Genomic DNA, 16,027 nt, shown 5'->3' with positions numbered 1-16,027 from the left:
GGTCTAGGGAGCGCCCGCACAAGGCACTCTCGAAAGGCGCGTCCGCGCATGCACAACATCCAGGAAGAACACTTCGCCATCGACGGCGTACCCGCTGTGCTCTGGACCTCAGCCGGCAGCGGCACCGACCGCCCGCCGCTGATCGTCATCGGCCACGGCGGCGGCCAGCACAAGACCGCTCCCGGCGTCCTGCACCGGGCCCATTGCTTCGTGTCCAGCGGCTTCACCGCCGTCTGCGTCGACGTGCCGAACCACGGCGAGCGGCCGACCGACGAGCGCTACCAGGACATCGTCACCGAGATTCAGACCGCTGCCAGCTCCGGCGGCGACCTGGCCGCGCTGCTCGGCGACTTCCATGCCCTGGTCGCCCGGCAGACCGTCCCGGAGTGGCGGGCCGTCCTCGACCACCTCGGCGCCGGGCCGGTCGGCTACTGGGGAGTCTCGTTGGGCTGCGGGCTCGGCGTACCGTTCGTCGCCGCCGAGCCGCGAGTCCGCGCGGCGGTCCTCGGCCTGGGTGGAGCCAGCGCCGCAGCCACGCTGGACGCTGCGGCACGGATCGCCGTGCCGGTCGAGTTCCTGATCCAGTGGGACGACGAACGGGTCCCCCGCGAGCAGAGCCTGTCCCTGTTCGACGGGTTCGGCTCGACCGAGAAGACGCTGCACGCCAACCCGGGCCGGCACGCCGACCGGCTCCCGGAACACGAACTGGACAGCACGGTACGGTTCTTCATCCGCCACCTCATGCCGCACTGACCAGCACTGATCGAAGCTGGCATCCGTCCGGATCGGCTCGACCTCAGCAGACCCGGTTGCCGTTCTCGAGACGGCGGGTCCGGCATGCTTGCGCGAGCGCGGCACTCGATCAGCTGCTGCCCCGTACGGCTCCTGACGCAACGCGGACGAACAATCCGTGACCGGCGGAGCGCTGCTGGGCCAGGGCCTCGGGCCAAGGCACCTGGCCCAGCGGCACCTTACGGGCTGGAACAGGTCAGAGACGGCGAGGACGGTGAGCCGGAGCCGAGGAACCCGAAGGTCGCGGTCCCACCGGCCGGTAGTGTGCCGTTGTAGTCCACATTGCGTACCGTCACGCTGGAGCCGCTGGTGCTGAGGCTTCCGTTCCAGAGCTGGTTGATGTTCTGCCCGCTGCCGAGGGTCCAGCGGACGGTCCAGCCGTTGATCGCCGTGCTTCCTGCTCGTACGACCACCTCGCCCTGGAAGCCGCCGGGCCACGAGCTGACGGTCTGGTAGGAGGCGCTGCAGGCACCAGTGGCCGGTGGCGCGGTGGTAGGTGGTGGCGTGGTGGGCGGCGCCGTCGTCGGCGGCGCGGTCGTCGGTGGTGGCGTAGTGGGCGGCGGCGCCGTCGTCGGCGGCAGCGGCGTCCCGGACAGCCTCGGGCCCGCGCAGGCACTGACGATGCCGGGGACGTCGTTTGCGGCGTCGAGCGAGTAGCTGTACGGCGGGTTCGTGAACGGAGTGACGCCACTACCCTGGGCACCTGTGTGACGCCGACCGCTGGTGTTGTCGTAGACGTTTCCCCGCGCGGTGATGTACGTGGGGTTCGAGTCCTGGAACCGGTGCGGGTCCCGTATGTCCTTGAAGTAGTTGTTCTCCACGAGAACGGAGGCGTACGATCCGGTGCCGATGGCGTACGCGTTCCCGGGGGAATTGTAGTAGCTGTTGTAGACGTGGCCTTTGCCAAACAGCATTCGTGGTCCACGCTGGTCAACCAGATCAGCGAACCAGTTGTGGTGGTAGGTGGCGTTCAGCTTTCCGCTGTCGGTGTCGCCGTGGTTCGAGCCTCCACCCACCAGGCTGGCCAGCCTGTGCGAGTGGGAACTGTTGGTGTACCAGAACTTGACCCAGGACACCGTCATGTAGTCGACGCCTCGGGTTAGGTCCAGCAACCCGTCGCTGGCGTCCCACAGGTTCAGGTGGTCGAACCATAGGTGGTGGGCGTTGCGCGCGGCGATCGTGTCGGCCGGGCTGCTGCCCTGGCCGCCACCCTGCACGTTCAAGTTGCGGATGATGATGTTGCTACCGCCGTTGATGTTGATGCCGCCACGGATCGTCGCGTTCGCGTCTGCGCCGATCAGGGTCTTGTTGCTGCCGACCTCCACGGCCGCCGACCCAGTGCTGATCGTGCCGGAGATCCGCAGGACGCGTGGGGTCGAGTCGTTGGCGTACCGCCGTAGGTCGCTAAGCGATGTGACCGTCTGCGGGGCGGCGTTGCCGCCGCCGGTCGTCGTGGCGACACCGTTCGCCGACACTGACGCCCAGCCGAACAGCCGGTCATCGCAACTTGCCAACATTGATGCCGCTGGCTCGTCGGCCGCAGCCTGAACAGCGGCAGCCGACATGCCGGACACGGCGAGTGCCCCGACAGCGGCGAGGGTGACAGCCACACCAAGCACGGTTGTTGTACCTGGTGAACGTCCTGTTGTGAAAACGCTGGTCCCAACGTTCTTCACGAAGTGCCTCCTGATTTCTCCTGCGGTAGACGCGGCCAGAAGTCAGCGGAATCCGACTCAGATGAGCCCAGTTCCCGGGCTACGCAGACCCGTCAGCAGTGCCCATGCCGTTCGGACGCGCTGGCGATCCCGGCCCTGTGGCACCGAAAGTCAGCCGGAAGCGGTCGACCGCACACCGTTCCGTTAGCGTTGAACACACGGCCGTGAACCGTCGGAACGGCGGCCCGGTCACCGGCCGACGGATGCCCTCAACGAAGCACAGATTTCACAGCGCATAGATATTCGACTATGAACGAGATTAACTGGGGCGGCGTCGAGCGTCAAGCAGCTCCAGCCACTCGGGCAACAGCCCGACCGACCGATCCACCTCTCGGAGCTACCGCCGGTCACCTGACCGCCGCCGGTCGGCGTCTCGGATGGCGTGCCGGACAGCAAGGCGGATGACCCAGTAGAGGACGACGAACCCGACCGCGTAGACGACGAGGGCACCAACGGGGACGGCGAGGGAGCCGATCTGCAGGATGTCGGACACGGCACCGACGATAGAACCTTGGCACGAACGTCGATGCCCGCCCTGTTGACGCAGCCGGCGGTACGCGCGTGGCTGTGAGCTGGGGTGGACGGACGAGTCGACCTGTACGCCGGATTCTCGCACCCACACCCCATCTGAGCTGCACGAACACCCCCACCAAGGCCCCTCAGGGCGTCTACAGGGCGTCCGGGTCATCCGAGACGTCCCCGCCGTCGTCACCGTCCCGGCCGTCCCCACCGTCGTCGCCCATCCCGGCGTCGTCACCGAACAGCGCGTCGATCGCCCGCCGGGTCCGCTCCTCGCCGGCCGGCATCAGATGCGTGTACACCCGCAGCGTGAAGCCGGGGTCAGCGTGGCCCAGGTACGTCGCCAGCGTCTTGACGCTCTCCCCCGCGTCGAGCAGAACCGAGGCGTAGAAGTGCCGCAACGCGTGCATCCCCGTCGCCCTGGTCGGCACGATGCCCGCCGCTTCGACCGCCGGCTGCCAGCTCTTGCCATCGAACGTCGCCCGGTTCAGCGCGTTGCCCCGCGTCGTGGTGAACAGCAGCGGCACCGCCACCGGGTCGCCCGTGAACGGGTCTTCCCACGGCAAGGTGATAGTGACCGGCTTGACGGCGGCCAGGTGCTCCCGCAGCACCCGTACGGCCGACGCCGACAGCGGCACCCGGCGATCCCGGTCGTTCTTCGGGAGGCCGAACACCAGCCGGGACCGGACCCGCTTGACCTGGCGTACGACATGCACCCAGCCGGCATCCAGGTCGAGATCATCGACGCCGATGCCGAAGATCTCGCCCTGACGCAGCCCGCACCCGGCACCAAGGTTGACCATCGGGCGGTAACGCGACGCGAGACCGGACCGGATTGCCGAAACCTGGTCGGCGGTCCACGGAACCACCCGCCGCTCAGCGGGCCGAGGTGCCTTGACCGAGCGCGCCGAGCACGGATTCTTGGCGATCCGCTCGTCATCCACGGCCGCGCCGAGGATGGTACGCAGGTGCGCGAAGACGACCGACCTGGTCGTGACCGCGATCTTGCCGACCAGGCTGGCATCCCAGGCCCGCACGTGCCCCGGCATGATCGACGCCAACGACCGGTGCCCGAAGTACGGCAGGATGTGCTTGCGCACCCGGATCTCAGTGCTCTCCCGCGTCGACTCGTCAAACGACCGCGTCCGCAACCACTCCTCGGCGTACTCCCGGAACGTGATCCGACCGGCGGACGGGTCGACATACGCGCCGCGCAGCTTGTCCGATTCGGTCGAGACCAGGAACGCCTCAGCTTCGCGCTTCGCCCGGTCGGGAAACGACTTCTTGCGCTCCCGCCCGTCCGGGCCGACGTAGCGGACGCGGTACCTCAGCCCTTTGCCGAACAGTTCCGACTTGACCCGCTCGGTACGGCCGCCGGGATGCTTGATCGTCTTATACCAGCGATCTTCGATGTGCGCCACGGCTACGCCGCCGCCTGCGAGCGGAACCACTCGCGTACGTCCGCCGGGTCGTACCGCAAATGCCGGCCGATCCGGGCAGCCGGCGGACCGCTCTTGTGCTTACGCCACCGGTACAAGGTCTCCACCGGCACCCGCAGGAACGCCGAGACGTCCTCGACCGACCACAGTTCCCCGTGCTTCGCCACGCTGTGCCCCTCCCCCATCACGCCGCCGTCCCCGTTGCCGAAAGGTCGTGCCTCGACTCCTGTGCCGCTCGGTCCTTCGCGGCGAGGAGTTGGGAGCGCCAGCGGGCGCGTTCGGAGATGGAGCGCAGGAGCCGGTGTCCGAGGGGTGTGACGTCCGGGTCGTCGGGCCGGGCCAGCTCCCACGCGTGCCGAGACGAGGTCGCGCCGTCGGTGCCGGTCGGCTGGTCGACGCCGGCCAGGTCGGTCGTTGCGCCGAGCAGTGCCCGGACCCAGGCGCGTGCGTCGTGTTTGTGGTCGGACAGGGTTTTGCCGGACCAGTCGCGGGAGATGAGGATGCGCCGGCCGCCGATGCCGAGGGTGGCGCGTTGGTGGACTTTGCCCCGGCAGCGTCCCGGCCGCAGCTTCGCGCTGGCGTTCTTCGGTTGGACGCCGTAGAGCAGCCAGTTCGCACACCGGTCGGTGCATGGGGTGACCTGCAGTTGCTGCCAGAACCGTTCGAGATGCTGGCGTTGCCGGCCACCCGTGGTGGTGTGGCAGTCGGCGGCGTGTTTGGTGATGTACTTCGTGATGTAGCGGATGGTCCGTTCCGCGTCGGTGGTGCCGGGCATGACGCCGCGTGCGTCGACCTGGGTGCCGAAGCGGACGACGTGGACCGGTTCCGCGTCCGGATCGGCGTCGACCGCGTCGAGTGCTTCCGCCCAGCTGGTCAGCGGTTCGCGGGTGTGCGGGTCGACCCACGCGCCCTGGTCGACGTCCCAGACGGGCAGGTGTTCCCCGCCGTAGTGCTGGACGTCGACCGACGGCCACCACACCTGGTGATAGGTCGCCGCCGCCACCGTCCGCAGCGTTTGCCGGGGGATGGTGCCGCGGATCGCGAAGTGCGCGTGAGGCGCGAGACGTCGTTGCGGCTCGACGCATCCGGCGTACTGGACGTTCCAGCCTTCGCAGCGGCGCAGGTTCTGCCAGAACCGGTCCAGCAGTCGGGGGAAGTGGACCGCGTCCCAGGCCGCCCGCCGGTAGTCGTAGCGGTCGGGGTTGACCGGGGTGCCGTCCGGGCGGACGGGTCCGTAGGAGTCGAGGGTGAGCGTGAGCCACATCGACGGGCGATACTGGCTGCCGTCGGGTGCGGTGTAGGTCTTGCCGACGGTGCGGGCTTCGACAGGCTTGCGGGGTAGGTCGGGTGCGTCCTGCCGCCGCCTGGTCGACCGCTTCCGCCGCTTGCCGTTGTCCTGCGCGTCGCCCTGGTCGACGCCATCGGCGTCGGTTGAGGTGTGGGGTGGTGCGACCCGGCCGCGTAGTCCTTCGGCGGTGATGGCGTCTTCTACCTCGGTGATGGCGTCGTCGAGGTCGGTGACCTGCTGCCAGTCGGCTTCCCGTACGGCTGCGTCGCGTTCGAACTCGAAGTGCGCCCGCAGCACGATCAGCGCCTTCTGCGCGTCCGTGGCCGGTTCGGGTGGCGGCAAGGGTTCGTCGTCGCGGTGCCAGCCGTCGCGGATCTGCGCCTGCCGTAGTCGGCGGTTCCGCTTCGCGCACGGCGGGCACTTGTCCTCGCGGGTCGCCCCGCAGGGCAGGTCGATGACCTCGGTACGGCCGGTGTCGAGATCGGTCCGCCGCATCGTGAGCGGACGGATACAGACGCCGTATTCGGTGGCGACATCGCGCAGGACATCAACCGACCGGGGCAGGCCCATCCGCGCGGCACGGGAGCCGGGCCGAGGCTGCTCGACGGTCGCAGGCCGATCGGTGCCGAGTCCGGGCAGGGTGGTGGGTGCGGTCACCGGCCGACCACCATCCCGTTTGCCCGTCGCGGCTGAACGACCCCGAGCGGCGGCAGCACCGACGCGTGACCGCCGACGCGGACCGGTTCGACGACCGCCGGCCGCTCGACGTGATCCGGTTCCGGGTCGGTGTCGTCGGTCGGGACCTGGTCGACGCCGCCGGCCTGGTCGACGGGCACCCGATCAGCCGGGTTGGCCGCCACAGTCGACGCCGCCGGACCGGCCGGGACAGCGGGTGCGCTGGACAGCACGACCTTGACCAGGGCGAGGAACGCCAGCGACGGCACGGCCGCGACGATCCAGCCCCACACCGAGGGTTCGGCTTCAGCGACCTGTGCGGCCAACGACAGGAGTGCGAAGCCGACGAGGAGGACGGCGACGAACCCGACGGGTCGACCGGCCCGGCGTCGTGCCCGGATTTCCAGGCCGAGGTAGATAGCCATCAGTTCGACGGCGACGGCGTTGGCCCAGCCGATCCAGTGGGGTTGGCCGTGAGCGACGGACAGGTCATGGACGTGGGTGAACGCCGCCGCGCCGGCCATCGAGCCGATAGCGAGCAGGATCACCAACCGCAGCACCGTTTCCGCACGCTGCCAGCTCATGCGTTGTCCTTGTCGTCGGTGATGGTGAGGTCGATGCGGATGCGTCGGCCGGGTCGTCCGTGCCGGTGCAGGAACGTGCTCAGCCCGGTGAGGAAGGAGGCGAGTTGATCGGCGGGGCCGGTCGCGGTGATGCGGATCGGCCGGTGCAGCAGGCGGGCCAGCCACGGCAGCCGGACGAGAAGCCAGGAGGGTCGGTTGAGGGATGCCATCGGGGGTTACCTCCCGGTCGGGTGGATGGTGGTGCGGATGTGGTCGGGTGGGTCGCCGAGGGAGGCGACCGCTTCGGACAGGCAGCGCCACAGCGCCCACGCCTCACCGGGGGTCAGGTAGACCCGGCGCCGACCGGAGCCGATGGCGACATACAGCGGGTAGGGGTCGGGCCGGTCGGTGTCGACCCGCACGGAGACGGCTGTTCCGCGTCCGCCGTCGGGGGTGGGGGTCCGCAGCCGGTAGAAGCGCCGCCCCGACGTCGATGTTTCGCTCACCGAGAACCACCCCCCTTGTTCGGGGTGTCGGTGTCGCCCTGGTCGTGCTGGCCGCTGTCGCCCAGCAGGTTGAGTAGTGAGTCAGGCAGCAGCGGCCCGGAAGGCTTACGAGGCAACGGAATCCGCCGAGGTGTCGCCGGGGAGGGTTGTGGTTCGGGGGCGGTTTCCCGGCCGACTTGGGCGAGGATGTCCGCAGCGGCCACCGGTGCCGCGTACTCGGCCGCCATGGTTTTGATGTCGGTGTCGGTGAGGTAGGAGAACCGGACCCGGACCGGGTCGGGGGTGCCGTCCAGCAGGACGTAGCCGACGCCTTTGGCCCACGACGGCATCTGATCCGCCAACGCGCCCCGCGCCCGTGCGCCGTCGCCCAACACCATGTCCACCTGCGACGCCTCAGTCAGGCCGAGCGCGATCCGGGTGGGAAACAGGTCCCGGAACGGCAGCACCTCCTTACGCGGGTCCTGCAACGCCGCCACGACCAGGACGCCGACGCCGGCACCCTGGGACAGCAGCAGCCCCAACGAGGCAGCGATGCGCTTACGCAGCTCGACGTCTTGCAGGTAGGCGGTCAGCGCCGCCATTTCGTCGATCACCACCACGACGAGGGGGTCATCGGTCGTGGGTGTGTGGACCCGGACCGTGCCGGCAAGGCGTGCCTGCCGCTCCCGCAACACCTGCACGGCCTCATCGAGGAGATCGGCCATGGCGTCGAAGGAGGTGGAGGCGAACCGGGCGAACATCGGCCGGCCGAACGCGAATTCCATCCCGCCCTTGGGGTCGATCACCCACAGCCGGACCAGCCCGGACGCCACCCCACCCGCCAACGAGCGGACCAGCGACCAGAGGACGGAGCCTTTCCCGCGTCGGGTCGCCCCACCGATCAGCACATGCGTCGCCAACAGCCGGAGATGCCAGGTCCGCAGGTCTTCCCGCACCGCGAGGGGCAGCGCGGTGAAGTCCGGCACCGTCGGGACCGGGAACGGCGGGACCGTTCGGCGTAGGGCGTCGGTGCGGACCAGGACGACGTAGACCACGTCGGGCCGGTCGCGGAACCGGTAGGCGTCGACCTGGCGCAGCAGCCACCCCACCCAGCCACCGTCACGCACCGGCAGTTCATCGGGCCGTTCGGTGTAGACGCGTGCGTGCCGCCGGCCGAACGCGTACGCCAGCTGTTCGGTCGCGCGTTGGAAGTCGGCGGGAGTCTGGCCGCGCAGCATCCGTACCGACAACACGTCGAGGGCCTGGTCGCAGTGCACGGCGAGGAGTTGCGGTAGCACGGTCTGGTGTTGGTAGACCCGTGACAGGTCACACATGGTCATCGCTTCGCGCCACACTCGCCGGTAGACGACCGTGTGCCGCCACCGGCCGAGCACAGGTCCGGCGCACCACGCCCACCAGGACGATTCGTGCCGCCACCGCCACACCGCCGACCCCAACCCCGCCAGCACAACCGGAGTCACCAGCCCGGCAGTGCCGTAGTCGAGGTACACGGCCACGGTGATCACGGAGACGGTGAGGATGCGCGGATGCTTGAGGCACCACCACAGGCCCCGACCGGTCCACCGCGCGAGCAGCCCGAGGAGTACGGCCCACCAGGGCAGCCGCAGTCGGCGGGGCCGGACGACGAGCAGGTCACCGGAGACGGTGGTGACGACCTCACCACGCGGACGGCCGATCATCGGTCACCCCCGGCGACGGGGAGGAAGCGGCCGCGAGCGTCGCGCAGCCGGGGGAACGGCAACACCAGCTGGCCCGCGCACAGCCCACACCGGGCCGCATCCCCGCCATCCGTCGCGGCGTTGTCGGTGTCGCCCTGGGCGTCGGTCGGGGTGGGGGTGAACATGTTTTTGCAGTCGGCACAGCGGATCCGCGCCCGAGTCTGGGCGCGCTTAACCTGGGACACGTCGGAACCTCACCGAATCTGTGAAGAAGAGGAGTGGGGGGAAGGCGCCAGGGGTGGGGCTGCCGTCCGCCAAGACCAGACAGCCCCACCCCGAACCGAGTGCTACGAGCCCGTAGCCGCCCGCGCCTTACCGGTGCCGTTGGACGCGACACCGGCCGGGGCGCGCATCCCCGACGCCCGCAGCGAGTACGCCATCCGTCCGTTGTTGGCCACGTACGGCGTGACCGTCATGTCGTCGAACTCCACCGCCTCAAACGGCGTGCCGGTCGGCGGGACCGGCTGGTGGTCGGCCGAGATCTTGACCGTGGTCTCCCGCGACCGCTTGCCCAACTCCGGGTCCAGGTCCATGACGCGGACCTGCCACACCCGCTGGCCCGTCAGCTTGTCCTTCGCCGGCGACCGCCGGCCCGTCTTCTCGTCGTAGTCCTCGACCTCACCCAGCGACTCGGGCACCAACGCGCACCCCGCCGGGAACACGTCCGAACACCGGACCGAGAACCTCGTTCCGCCTCGCAGAGCCATCTCTGCCACTCCCAACTTGTAGTAACGTCTGCCAACCGGCAGGACCAAAGGTAGAGACCACTTGGCAGACATGTCAACAAGCCTCGAAAAGTGGTCCGGTATACCCCGAATAACCCTTGCGGACAGCACCGCAACCCCGGCTCGCGCTCGTTAAAGGGGTCGGGCGACATCAACGAGCACCCGGAGAGGTCGACGGGCATGCGAAGAAGCCCCGCCGGCCGGCTGTGGACCAGGCCGGGGCGGGAGCCGGTTAGGGCAGGGTGATCGTGGTGTTGAGCGCGGTCAGCGCCTTGACGCGGGTGTCGATGATCCGCATCCGGGTCGCGTGTTCGCCGGGTTCGCGGTGCGCGGCCTGGCTGGTGACCTGTCCGGGCCACTTGCGGTACAGCAGGCCGGTTTCGGCGTGGAAGAAGCCGCCGGTGATGGTGCTCGCGGCCAGGAGCAGGCCGGTGTCCTCGGACGCGGGCAGGGCCATCCAACCGCCCAGGGCGAACAGCACATCAGTGCGCAGACACAGGGTCGCCGGGTGCACGGGTGCCCGGTAGTTGTTGGCGAGCCAGAACGCGTGCACGTCACCGCAGGCGATCGGGCCGGCTGGCGGGTCGGAGTCGAAGCCGACCGTGGACCCGTCCGGCAGCAGATCCAGCACCCGCGACGTCGACCACCCGATCGACGGATGCGCGGCCAGGGTGGCGATGTCCCGGGCGAGGACACCGGGGGTGAGCTGGTCATCGGCGTCGAGGACCTTCACCAACGGCCCGTCGACCCGGTCCATCGCGAGGGTCCGGGCCACACCGGGGCCGCCGGGACGGCCGACACCGACCGAGATACGCGGGTCGTCGGGTAGGGCGTCGGCGACGGCCCCGGTGCGTCCGTCCTCCTGGACCAGCCACCGCCACCCCCAGCCGTCCGGCATGTCCTGGGCGGCCAGGGAGGCGTAGGCGTCGGCAAGGTAGCCGATGCTCGGCAGGTGCACCGGGGTGATGACCGAAACGACCTGGGTCAAGCAGGCCACCGCGTCAGCGTGTTCGAGTACACGAGCTCTGTCCGGTCGCCGGGCATGACGACGTCGGCGACCTCCACCACCCGCTCACCGATGTCCACCGAGGTCTTCCGCACGGTCAGCACGGACACGCCCGGATCGATGTCGAGGAGTTCGGCCTCATCCGGCGACGGAGGCCGCGCCCGGATCTCGTCCACGATCCGGTCAAGCTCGATCCCGACCGTGTACAGCTGATGCTGCGTCCCACCGGGCCACGGCTCCTTGCCCGCGTCGAGCAGGTCAGGGTTCCCGGCGATCAACGCCACCGGCAGGAACGAGTACGACACCGACAACGGAGCCGACTCCGACCGGGTCGTCGTCCAGTACACCCGCCGCAGCAACTCCGTACCCGGTTCCAGGCCGAACGCGGCCGCCATCTCGGCATCGGCCGGGACGCGGGTGTACTCGGCGTGGAACTTCAGATCATCGACCGTCAGCCCGGTGTCATGCTCCGTGCCACCCGTCGCCCGCCGTTCCGCCTCCGACAGCAGGACGCGGTCCTTCTCCCACTGGTAGCGCTCCGTGTTCCGCCGCCGCACCCGCTGACGAGGAGCCCGCACATACGTGCCCCGCCCTTGTTCGGCGCGGACCAGGCCCCATTCCCGCAGCTGCCGGATCGCGTTGCGGACACTCGTGCGGGACAGGCCCGACGAGTCGGCCAACTCGGTTTCTGACGGCATCAACGTGCCCGGCGGCATGTCCCCGGACAGGATCTGACCCCGCAACTGCTCCGCGAGTTGCAGATACCGGGGTCGCCAGTCCTTGGCCGTCACACCCGCAACGCTACCCCCTAGACGTTCATACGTCTGCCAGGTAGTCGGCGCTCCGGGACGGTCGGCCCACACCCCGCCCCGCACCACCCTGCGCGTGATCCGCTGGGTCATGGTCCGATCACCAGCGGCTCCATATCGGCCGGCACCAGCACGGTGTAGACCGGGCCGCCGGACTCCTGCCGCACCGACAACAGAGCCGCCGTCGGGAACTCCGGAACCTCGTCGGTGTCGACGACCAGGACCACGCCGCCGAACAGCAGCACCCGCATCCCCGGCTCCAACTGCGCCGCCCGCCGGTACGCCAACCCCTCCACCCGCACTGTCGGGCGGGTGAACGCGTGCAGCAGCCGCGTCGCCTGATTCAGGCCGCCGAGGAACCGCGCCGCCGGACCCGGCTGCAGCAACACCGTCTGCGTCGACGCGTACCGGGTGACGTCCACCTTCACCCGCACATCCGACACCGCCCCGTGATCAGCGATCACATCCGCACTCACCCAGCCCGTGCGCTCCGTACCCGCCGTCACCAGACCGGCCCGGTGCATCCGGTCACGCGGACCACACCCCGCACACCACACCGGACACAACACCAGCCCACCCGGCCGGGCATCCTCCCCGTTCACGAGCCGCCCACCTTCCCTCGGCCGCCGCCGTTGGTGTCGTCGCCCGGTCCGGTGCCGGCCGCGTCGGCGTCGGCGAGCAGGCCGGTCAACGCGTCGACGAGCTTGCGCACCTCCGACAACCGCAACTCGGCACACCCCGCGCCCAGCCACGGCGCAGCCGCGTGCACCGCCACCACCGGCGGCAACCGGTCACCACCGATCAGATACGCCACCACACTGCCGCCCGCGACACGAGGCGTGCCCACCTGACACAACCTCGACCGGTGCCGCCGCGCCATGTGCGCGAACAGCGGAGGCACCACATGCCCACACCGCTCCCGCGCACACCACGCCGGATGCTCCACCTTCTCCGCGCCACCACCGACCGGGGTCACCGCGACCACCGCCCACCAGCAGCCCGGAACCGCTGACCCACCGTCAACAACGGCGCACCCACCACCAGCGGAGACACCCGGGTCGGCTCCACCGCCCACCCAGGAACGACACGGGCCACCGCCCGCACAGTCGGGCCGGTCCGACGTCGACGATGCCACCACGCCACCAGACGTGACCGCGGAGCTTTCATGATCAGCACCTCCCACGCTGACAGGAGACCGGCGACCCCGCACGCAACGGGGGGAACGCACAGGAGCCGCCGGCCCCACCGCGAGATACGGCGCACCGCCCGGCGGGCGGAGTCGGGTAACGCCGCACCCCGACCAGGACGCACACCACCCGCACCCCCACACAGAGGAGGCGCCGACAGAAGGTGCGCGAGCGTGTGGCCGGAAGCCGTCGCAGCCAACCCCTTGATCACGAGCGGCTAACCCGACCACACACAGGGAAACGTACCTACAAGTGGACCTGTTGTCCAGACGTAGAAACGAGCAGTCAGACGGCACTTGACTACACAACAGACAGGTAACGTGACACGAGTGCCAACCCCGCACTACGGAACACCCCGCTACCGCCGCGTAGCCGACCAACTCCGCGACCGCATCACCAGCGGCGCCATACCACCCGGCGCACTCCTACCCCCAGAAACCGCACTCGCCAAAGAGTTCAACGTCGCACGCGGCACCATCCGCGCCGCCATCAACGCCCTACGCCAAGACGGACTCGTCACCACCGAACACGGCCGAGGCACCCACACCCGACCAACACCCGCACCGCCGCCGACCGGGGTCACCGCGACCACCGCCCACCAGGACGAGGCAGACCAGTCAACCGGGAACAGGGAGCCTTTCGTACCTGGCGACTCCCACACTCAATCCCGCTACGTCGTCCGCATCCCGATCCACGCCCGCGACCTCACCGCAGCAATCGAAACAGCCCACACCATCGCAACGATCCTCGCCGACTACCGCCCTGAGCTACGCGAAATCCATCACCAGGACACCACCGTCACCGCCGCCGACAACCAAGCACATCAACCACGCAATCCCCAAGCAGACCAGAGCCGACCTGAAACGCCGCCAGACTCGCCATTCTCGGATTCCGAGTGACACCCGTCCACGAAACGCATCCGCCCGGCTTGCCGCATCCGGGAGGCCAACACCCTAGAGACGAGGGATAGAATTCTTGTCCCAATAGTCGTCCATCCAACCGTCAAACCTACGCCCGCAACGAGGCAGTCAAGGTATGCATTCCCGCTAATCAGGCAGAACTTGAACACAGCCTACTGATCAATGGTGAATATTCTGTCGGGGGTAGGGCACGCTTAATGGCCTTTTGGTTCTGTTTGGCCGACGGTCTCCATCGGATGCCTGCCGACGGAGGTCGCGACCAATCGTTCGCGGTGGTTGCGGAATCAATTCGTGAAGCTTGGTAGCTTGTGCTATTGCATTTTCGAAGTCGTGGTCAGATCCTAAAATCTTTCCTTCATGCACAACAGAATTCCTGATGCGCAGAAGTAGCCGGAAAACATGAATATCATCGTCAGTCCAAATTCTTCGCATCTTCAGTAGATCGAATACCACAGAGAGACTACCTTCCGCCACCTCCTCGCCTCCGATATTCGCCGCATAGCTTCGCGCCTCTGATTCTAGTCTTGCTATCACCCGAACGAATTCATGTGAGCGATTGGTGATGCGTGCAATCCGCTTCCGCAGGATGCGAGTTGCCACCTCCGGCGCTACCGGCACGAAGAGTCCTGCGATGAGTCCCGCGATAAGCGCAGGCCAGGGAAAATCTTGAGATTCAGATGTACGATACACGTACACCGAGACCGCCGGAAGCACAATCATTAAGGGGGTAATCGATGCACCGAGCCTAACAACTCTTCGAACCCTGTTGAAAAAGTGCAGCTTCATTTCTTCTTGGGAGATTTGCTCGATGGCACGAGAGATATCTGTCGCTCTAATCTCACAATCTCCGTCTGCCCGACTTAAGCTAGACGCTTCCCTGACAATTCGATCACGAATAGAGTTAAGGTGTTCCGCCAGAGCATACTCAGCGGAGTCAGATATGTCCATCGCAGATGGTGCGATGCCGCCGGAATCCCCTAGACTCACCTTCGCCTCCTAAGTGCCATAATTGCATATCCTTGCGCAAAAAGACCCACGGATGCGGCTCCAATTGTAGCACCCCATTGCCATCGGGAGTTCAAATAGCTCCCAAAGATGCCTGCCAGCATTGCGGCGGCGAAGGCGATCACCTGTGCAATCAGTGGCCACGGAGGGATCGGCTCGGATCCGATCTTCGGCTTCCTGACCTCTTCATACGCTTTCACCACCATTGTGGCAGTTATTTCTGGACGCTCAAGGACGTCTGCCCTTTCGGCCTCCTCGAGTCGAGACGTCTCCCTCGACAGCGCACGGGCGAAATCCTGAACGCATGTGATATACCTATCAACTGCGGCAGCCGTGGTCCCACCTGGGACGGACACCCGAAACTCAACTTCTTGATCTTGTTGATGGTCCGCACCGACATCAGCAACCCGCTGTGAGGACTTTTCGGAACTGCTGGACACACCGTGGACACCGAGAGACCTGCTGGCAGTAGTGGATCTTGATTCCACAGAAGCTCCGATACCTCTGAGGCTAGGACCTCGACATCATAGTGCGACCGACGGCAATGGCGAAAAGGGCTCCAGAGGATACGGACAGCTCGCCAAAATTACAGAAATGGAAAAATTCGGGCAAATTCCCAGAACTTCTCGAGTGTCAGGTGGCTACTCCACCAATGACTACCTCCACGAGTTGCCGAATAGCTCTGTTCTGGATCAAGACGCCGCGCCCAGCGCGGCGCGCCGGCGGAACACCGCCCAGCGGCAAGCCGCCCCGGACCGCTACGCGGCCGGGGCGGAAAACCACCGTCACCGCCGGACAACCGCCCGCCGCGCCACGCCGTGTCACCTCGGCCTTCAACGAGGGACGGTTGCCGTGGTCTGGAAGGCGTCTGCGGCGAAGATCAGAGGCTGCTCTGTCGTTGCCAGTGGGCGAGGTTGCTGCGGGTGGTCAGGGTGTGGGGGTGATCCGGCCCCATCACCCGCAGACAGTCGCAAAGTAACTGCTCGAAGGCGGTCTCCGCACCGGCAGCGTCACCCGCCTTACCTCGCATAAGGGCGAGGTTGTTGCGGGTGCGCAGGGTGTCGGGGTGATCCGGCCCAGCACCCGCAACTGATCGGCAAGCAACTGCTCGAAGGCGGTCACCGCACCGGCAGCGTCACCCGCCTCACCCCGCAAGTAGG

19 protein-coding genes are annotated in these 16,027 nt (G+C 67.7%); 2 read left to right on the top strand and 17 right to left on the bottom strand.

Annotated elements, in window-relative coordinates; all coding sequences use genetic code 11:
- The first annotated feature begins 48 nt into the window (after positions 1-48).
- The gene (locus tag ACFHW1_RS09960) at positions 49-753 is read left to right on the top strand and encodes an alpha/beta hydrolase (RefSeq protein WP_416615296.1); all 705 of its coding nucleotides are present in this window, start codon (positions 49-51) and stop codon (positions 751-753) included.
- Positions 754-971: 218 nt separating this feature from the next.
- On the opposite strand, the gene ACFHW1_RS09955 is transcribed toward ACFHW1_RS09960, so the two are convergent.
- From ACFHW1_RS09955 to ACFHW1_RS09885, 15 genes are all read right to left on the bottom strand, one after another.
- A complete protein-coding gene (locus tag ACFHW1_RS09955; protein ID WP_416615294.1) occupies positions 972-2,267 on the bottom strand; it encodes a cellulose binding domain-containing protein in 1,296 nt (431 codons plus the stop codon).
- Positions 2,268-2,844: 577 nt separating this feature from the next.
- Positions 2,845-3,000, bottom strand: a complete 156-nt coding sequence (locus ACFHW1_RS09950; protein ID WP_416556353.1) for a hypothetical protein — start codon at positions 2,998-3,000, stop codon at positions 2,845-2,847.
- 175 nt (positions 3,001-3,175) lie between these two features.
- Positions 3,176-4,447, bottom strand: a complete 1,272-nt coding sequence (locus ACFHW1_RS09945) for a tyrosine-type recombinase/integrase (RefSeq protein ID WP_416615292.1) — start codon at positions 4,445-4,447, stop codon at positions 3,176-3,178.
- Between the two features lie 2 nt (positions 4,448-4,449).
- Positions 4,450-4,632: a helix-turn-helix domain-containing protein gene (locus tag ACFHW1_RS09940; RefSeq protein ID WP_281567298.1), complete on the bottom strand. Its 183-nt coding sequence runs from the start codon at positions 4,630-4,632 to the stop codon at positions 4,450-4,452.
- A 17-nt stretch (positions 4,633-4,649) separates the two neighbouring features.
- Positions 4,650-6,410 (bottom strand): replication initiator, encoded by a 1,761-nt coding sequence (locus ACFHW1_RS09935; protein WP_416615289.1) that lies wholly within the window; start codon positions 6,408-6,410, stop codon positions 4,650-4,652.
- Positions 6,407-7,012 (bottom strand): DUF2637 domain-containing protein, encoded by a 606-nt coding sequence (locus tag ACFHW1_RS09930; RefSeq protein WP_416615288.1) that lies wholly within the window; start codon positions 7,010-7,012, stop codon positions 6,407-6,409. Before ACFHW1_RS09930 ends, ACFHW1_RS09935 begins: the two co-directional genes overlap by 4 nt.
- A complete protein-coding gene (locus ACFHW1_RS09925) occupies positions 7,009-7,221 on the bottom strand; it encodes a hypothetical protein (protein WP_416615287.1) in 213 nt (70 codons plus the stop codon). Before ACFHW1_RS09925 ends, ACFHW1_RS09930 begins: the two co-directional genes overlap by 4 nt.
- Positions 7,222-7,227: 6 nt before the next feature.
- The gene (locus tag ACFHW1_RS09920; protein WP_416615286.1) at positions 7,228-7,497 is read right to left on the bottom strand and encodes a hypothetical protein; all 270 of its coding nucleotides are present in this window, start codon (positions 7,495-7,497) and stop codon (positions 7,228-7,230) included.
- Positions 7,494-9,176 (bottom strand): FtsK/SpoIIIE domain-containing protein, encoded by a 1,683-nt coding sequence (locus ACFHW1_RS09915; RefSeq protein WP_416615284.1) that lies wholly within the window; start codon positions 9,174-9,176, stop codon positions 7,494-7,496. Before ACFHW1_RS09915 ends, ACFHW1_RS09920 begins: the two co-directional genes overlap by 4 nt.
- The gene (locus ACFHW1_RS09910; protein ID WP_416615282.1) at positions 9,173-9,400 is read right to left on the bottom strand and encodes a hypothetical protein; all 228 of its coding nucleotides are present in this window, start codon (positions 9,398-9,400) and stop codon (positions 9,173-9,175) included. Before ACFHW1_RS09910 ends, ACFHW1_RS09915 begins: the two co-directional genes overlap by 4 nt.
- Before the next feature lie 102 nt (positions 9,401-9,502).
- Positions 9,503-9,922: a transcriptional regulator gene (locus ACFHW1_RS09905; protein ID WP_416615281.1), complete on the bottom strand. Its 420-nt coding sequence runs from the start codon at positions 9,920-9,922 to the stop codon at positions 9,503-9,505.
- Positions 9,923-10,172: 250 nt separating this feature from the next.
- Complete coding sequence (locus tag ACFHW1_RS09900) at positions 10,173-10,937, bottom strand: glycosyltransferase family 2 protein (RefSeq protein ID WP_416615280.1); 765 nt, start codon at positions 10,935-10,937, stop codon at positions 10,173-10,175.
- A complete protein-coding gene (locus ACFHW1_RS09895; RefSeq protein WP_416615279.1) occupies positions 10,925-11,737 on the bottom strand; it encodes a GntR family transcriptional regulator in 813 nt (270 codons plus the stop codon). The genes ACFHW1_RS09900 and ACFHW1_RS09895 overlap by 13 nt, the downstream gene beginning before the upstream one ends.
- Before the next feature lie 107 nt (positions 11,738-11,844).
- Entirely contained in the window at positions 11,845-12,357 is a 513-nt protein-coding gene (locus ACFHW1_RS09890) for a hypothetical protein (RefSeq protein WP_281550829.1), read from the bottom strand.
- Positions 12,354-12,602, bottom strand: a complete 249-nt coding sequence (locus ACFHW1_RS09885) for a hypothetical protein (RefSeq protein ID WP_416615278.1) — start codon at positions 12,600-12,602, stop codon at positions 12,354-12,356. The genes ACFHW1_RS09890 and ACFHW1_RS09885 overlap by 4 nt, the downstream gene beginning before the upstream one ends.
- 669 nt (positions 12,603-13,271) lie before the next feature.
- Here ACFHW1_RS09885 and ACFHW1_RS09880 point away from each other — a divergent pair.
- Positions 13,272-13,841, top strand: coding sequence for a GntR family transcriptional regulator (locus tag ACFHW1_RS09880; protein ID WP_416615277.1), 570 nt, complete (start codon positions 13,272-13,274; stop codon positions 13,839-13,841).
- Between the two features lie 180 nt (positions 13,842-14,021).
- On the opposite strand, the gene ACFHW1_RS09875 is transcribed toward ACFHW1_RS09880, so the two are convergent.
- Positions 14,022-14,849: a hypothetical protein gene (locus tag ACFHW1_RS09875; RefSeq protein WP_416615275.1), complete on the bottom strand. Its 828-nt coding sequence runs from the start codon at positions 14,847-14,849 to the stop codon at positions 14,022-14,024.
- An 898-nt stretch (positions 14,850-15,747) separates the two neighbouring features.
- Positions 15,748-15,897: a tetratricopeptide repeat protein gene (locus tag ACFHW1_RS09870; protein ID WP_416615274.1), complete on the bottom strand. Its 150-nt coding sequence runs from the start codon at positions 15,895-15,897 to the stop codon at positions 15,748-15,750.
- Between the last annotated feature and the right edge of the window lie 130 nt (positions 15,898-16,027).

This window comes from Micromonospora sp. LOL_014 (assembly GCF_048060245.1).
GTDB lineage: Bacteria > Actinomycetota > Actinomycetes > Mycobacteriales > Micromonosporaceae > Micromonospora_E.
This window is presented reverse-complemented; position numbering and strand designations above follow the sequence as displayed.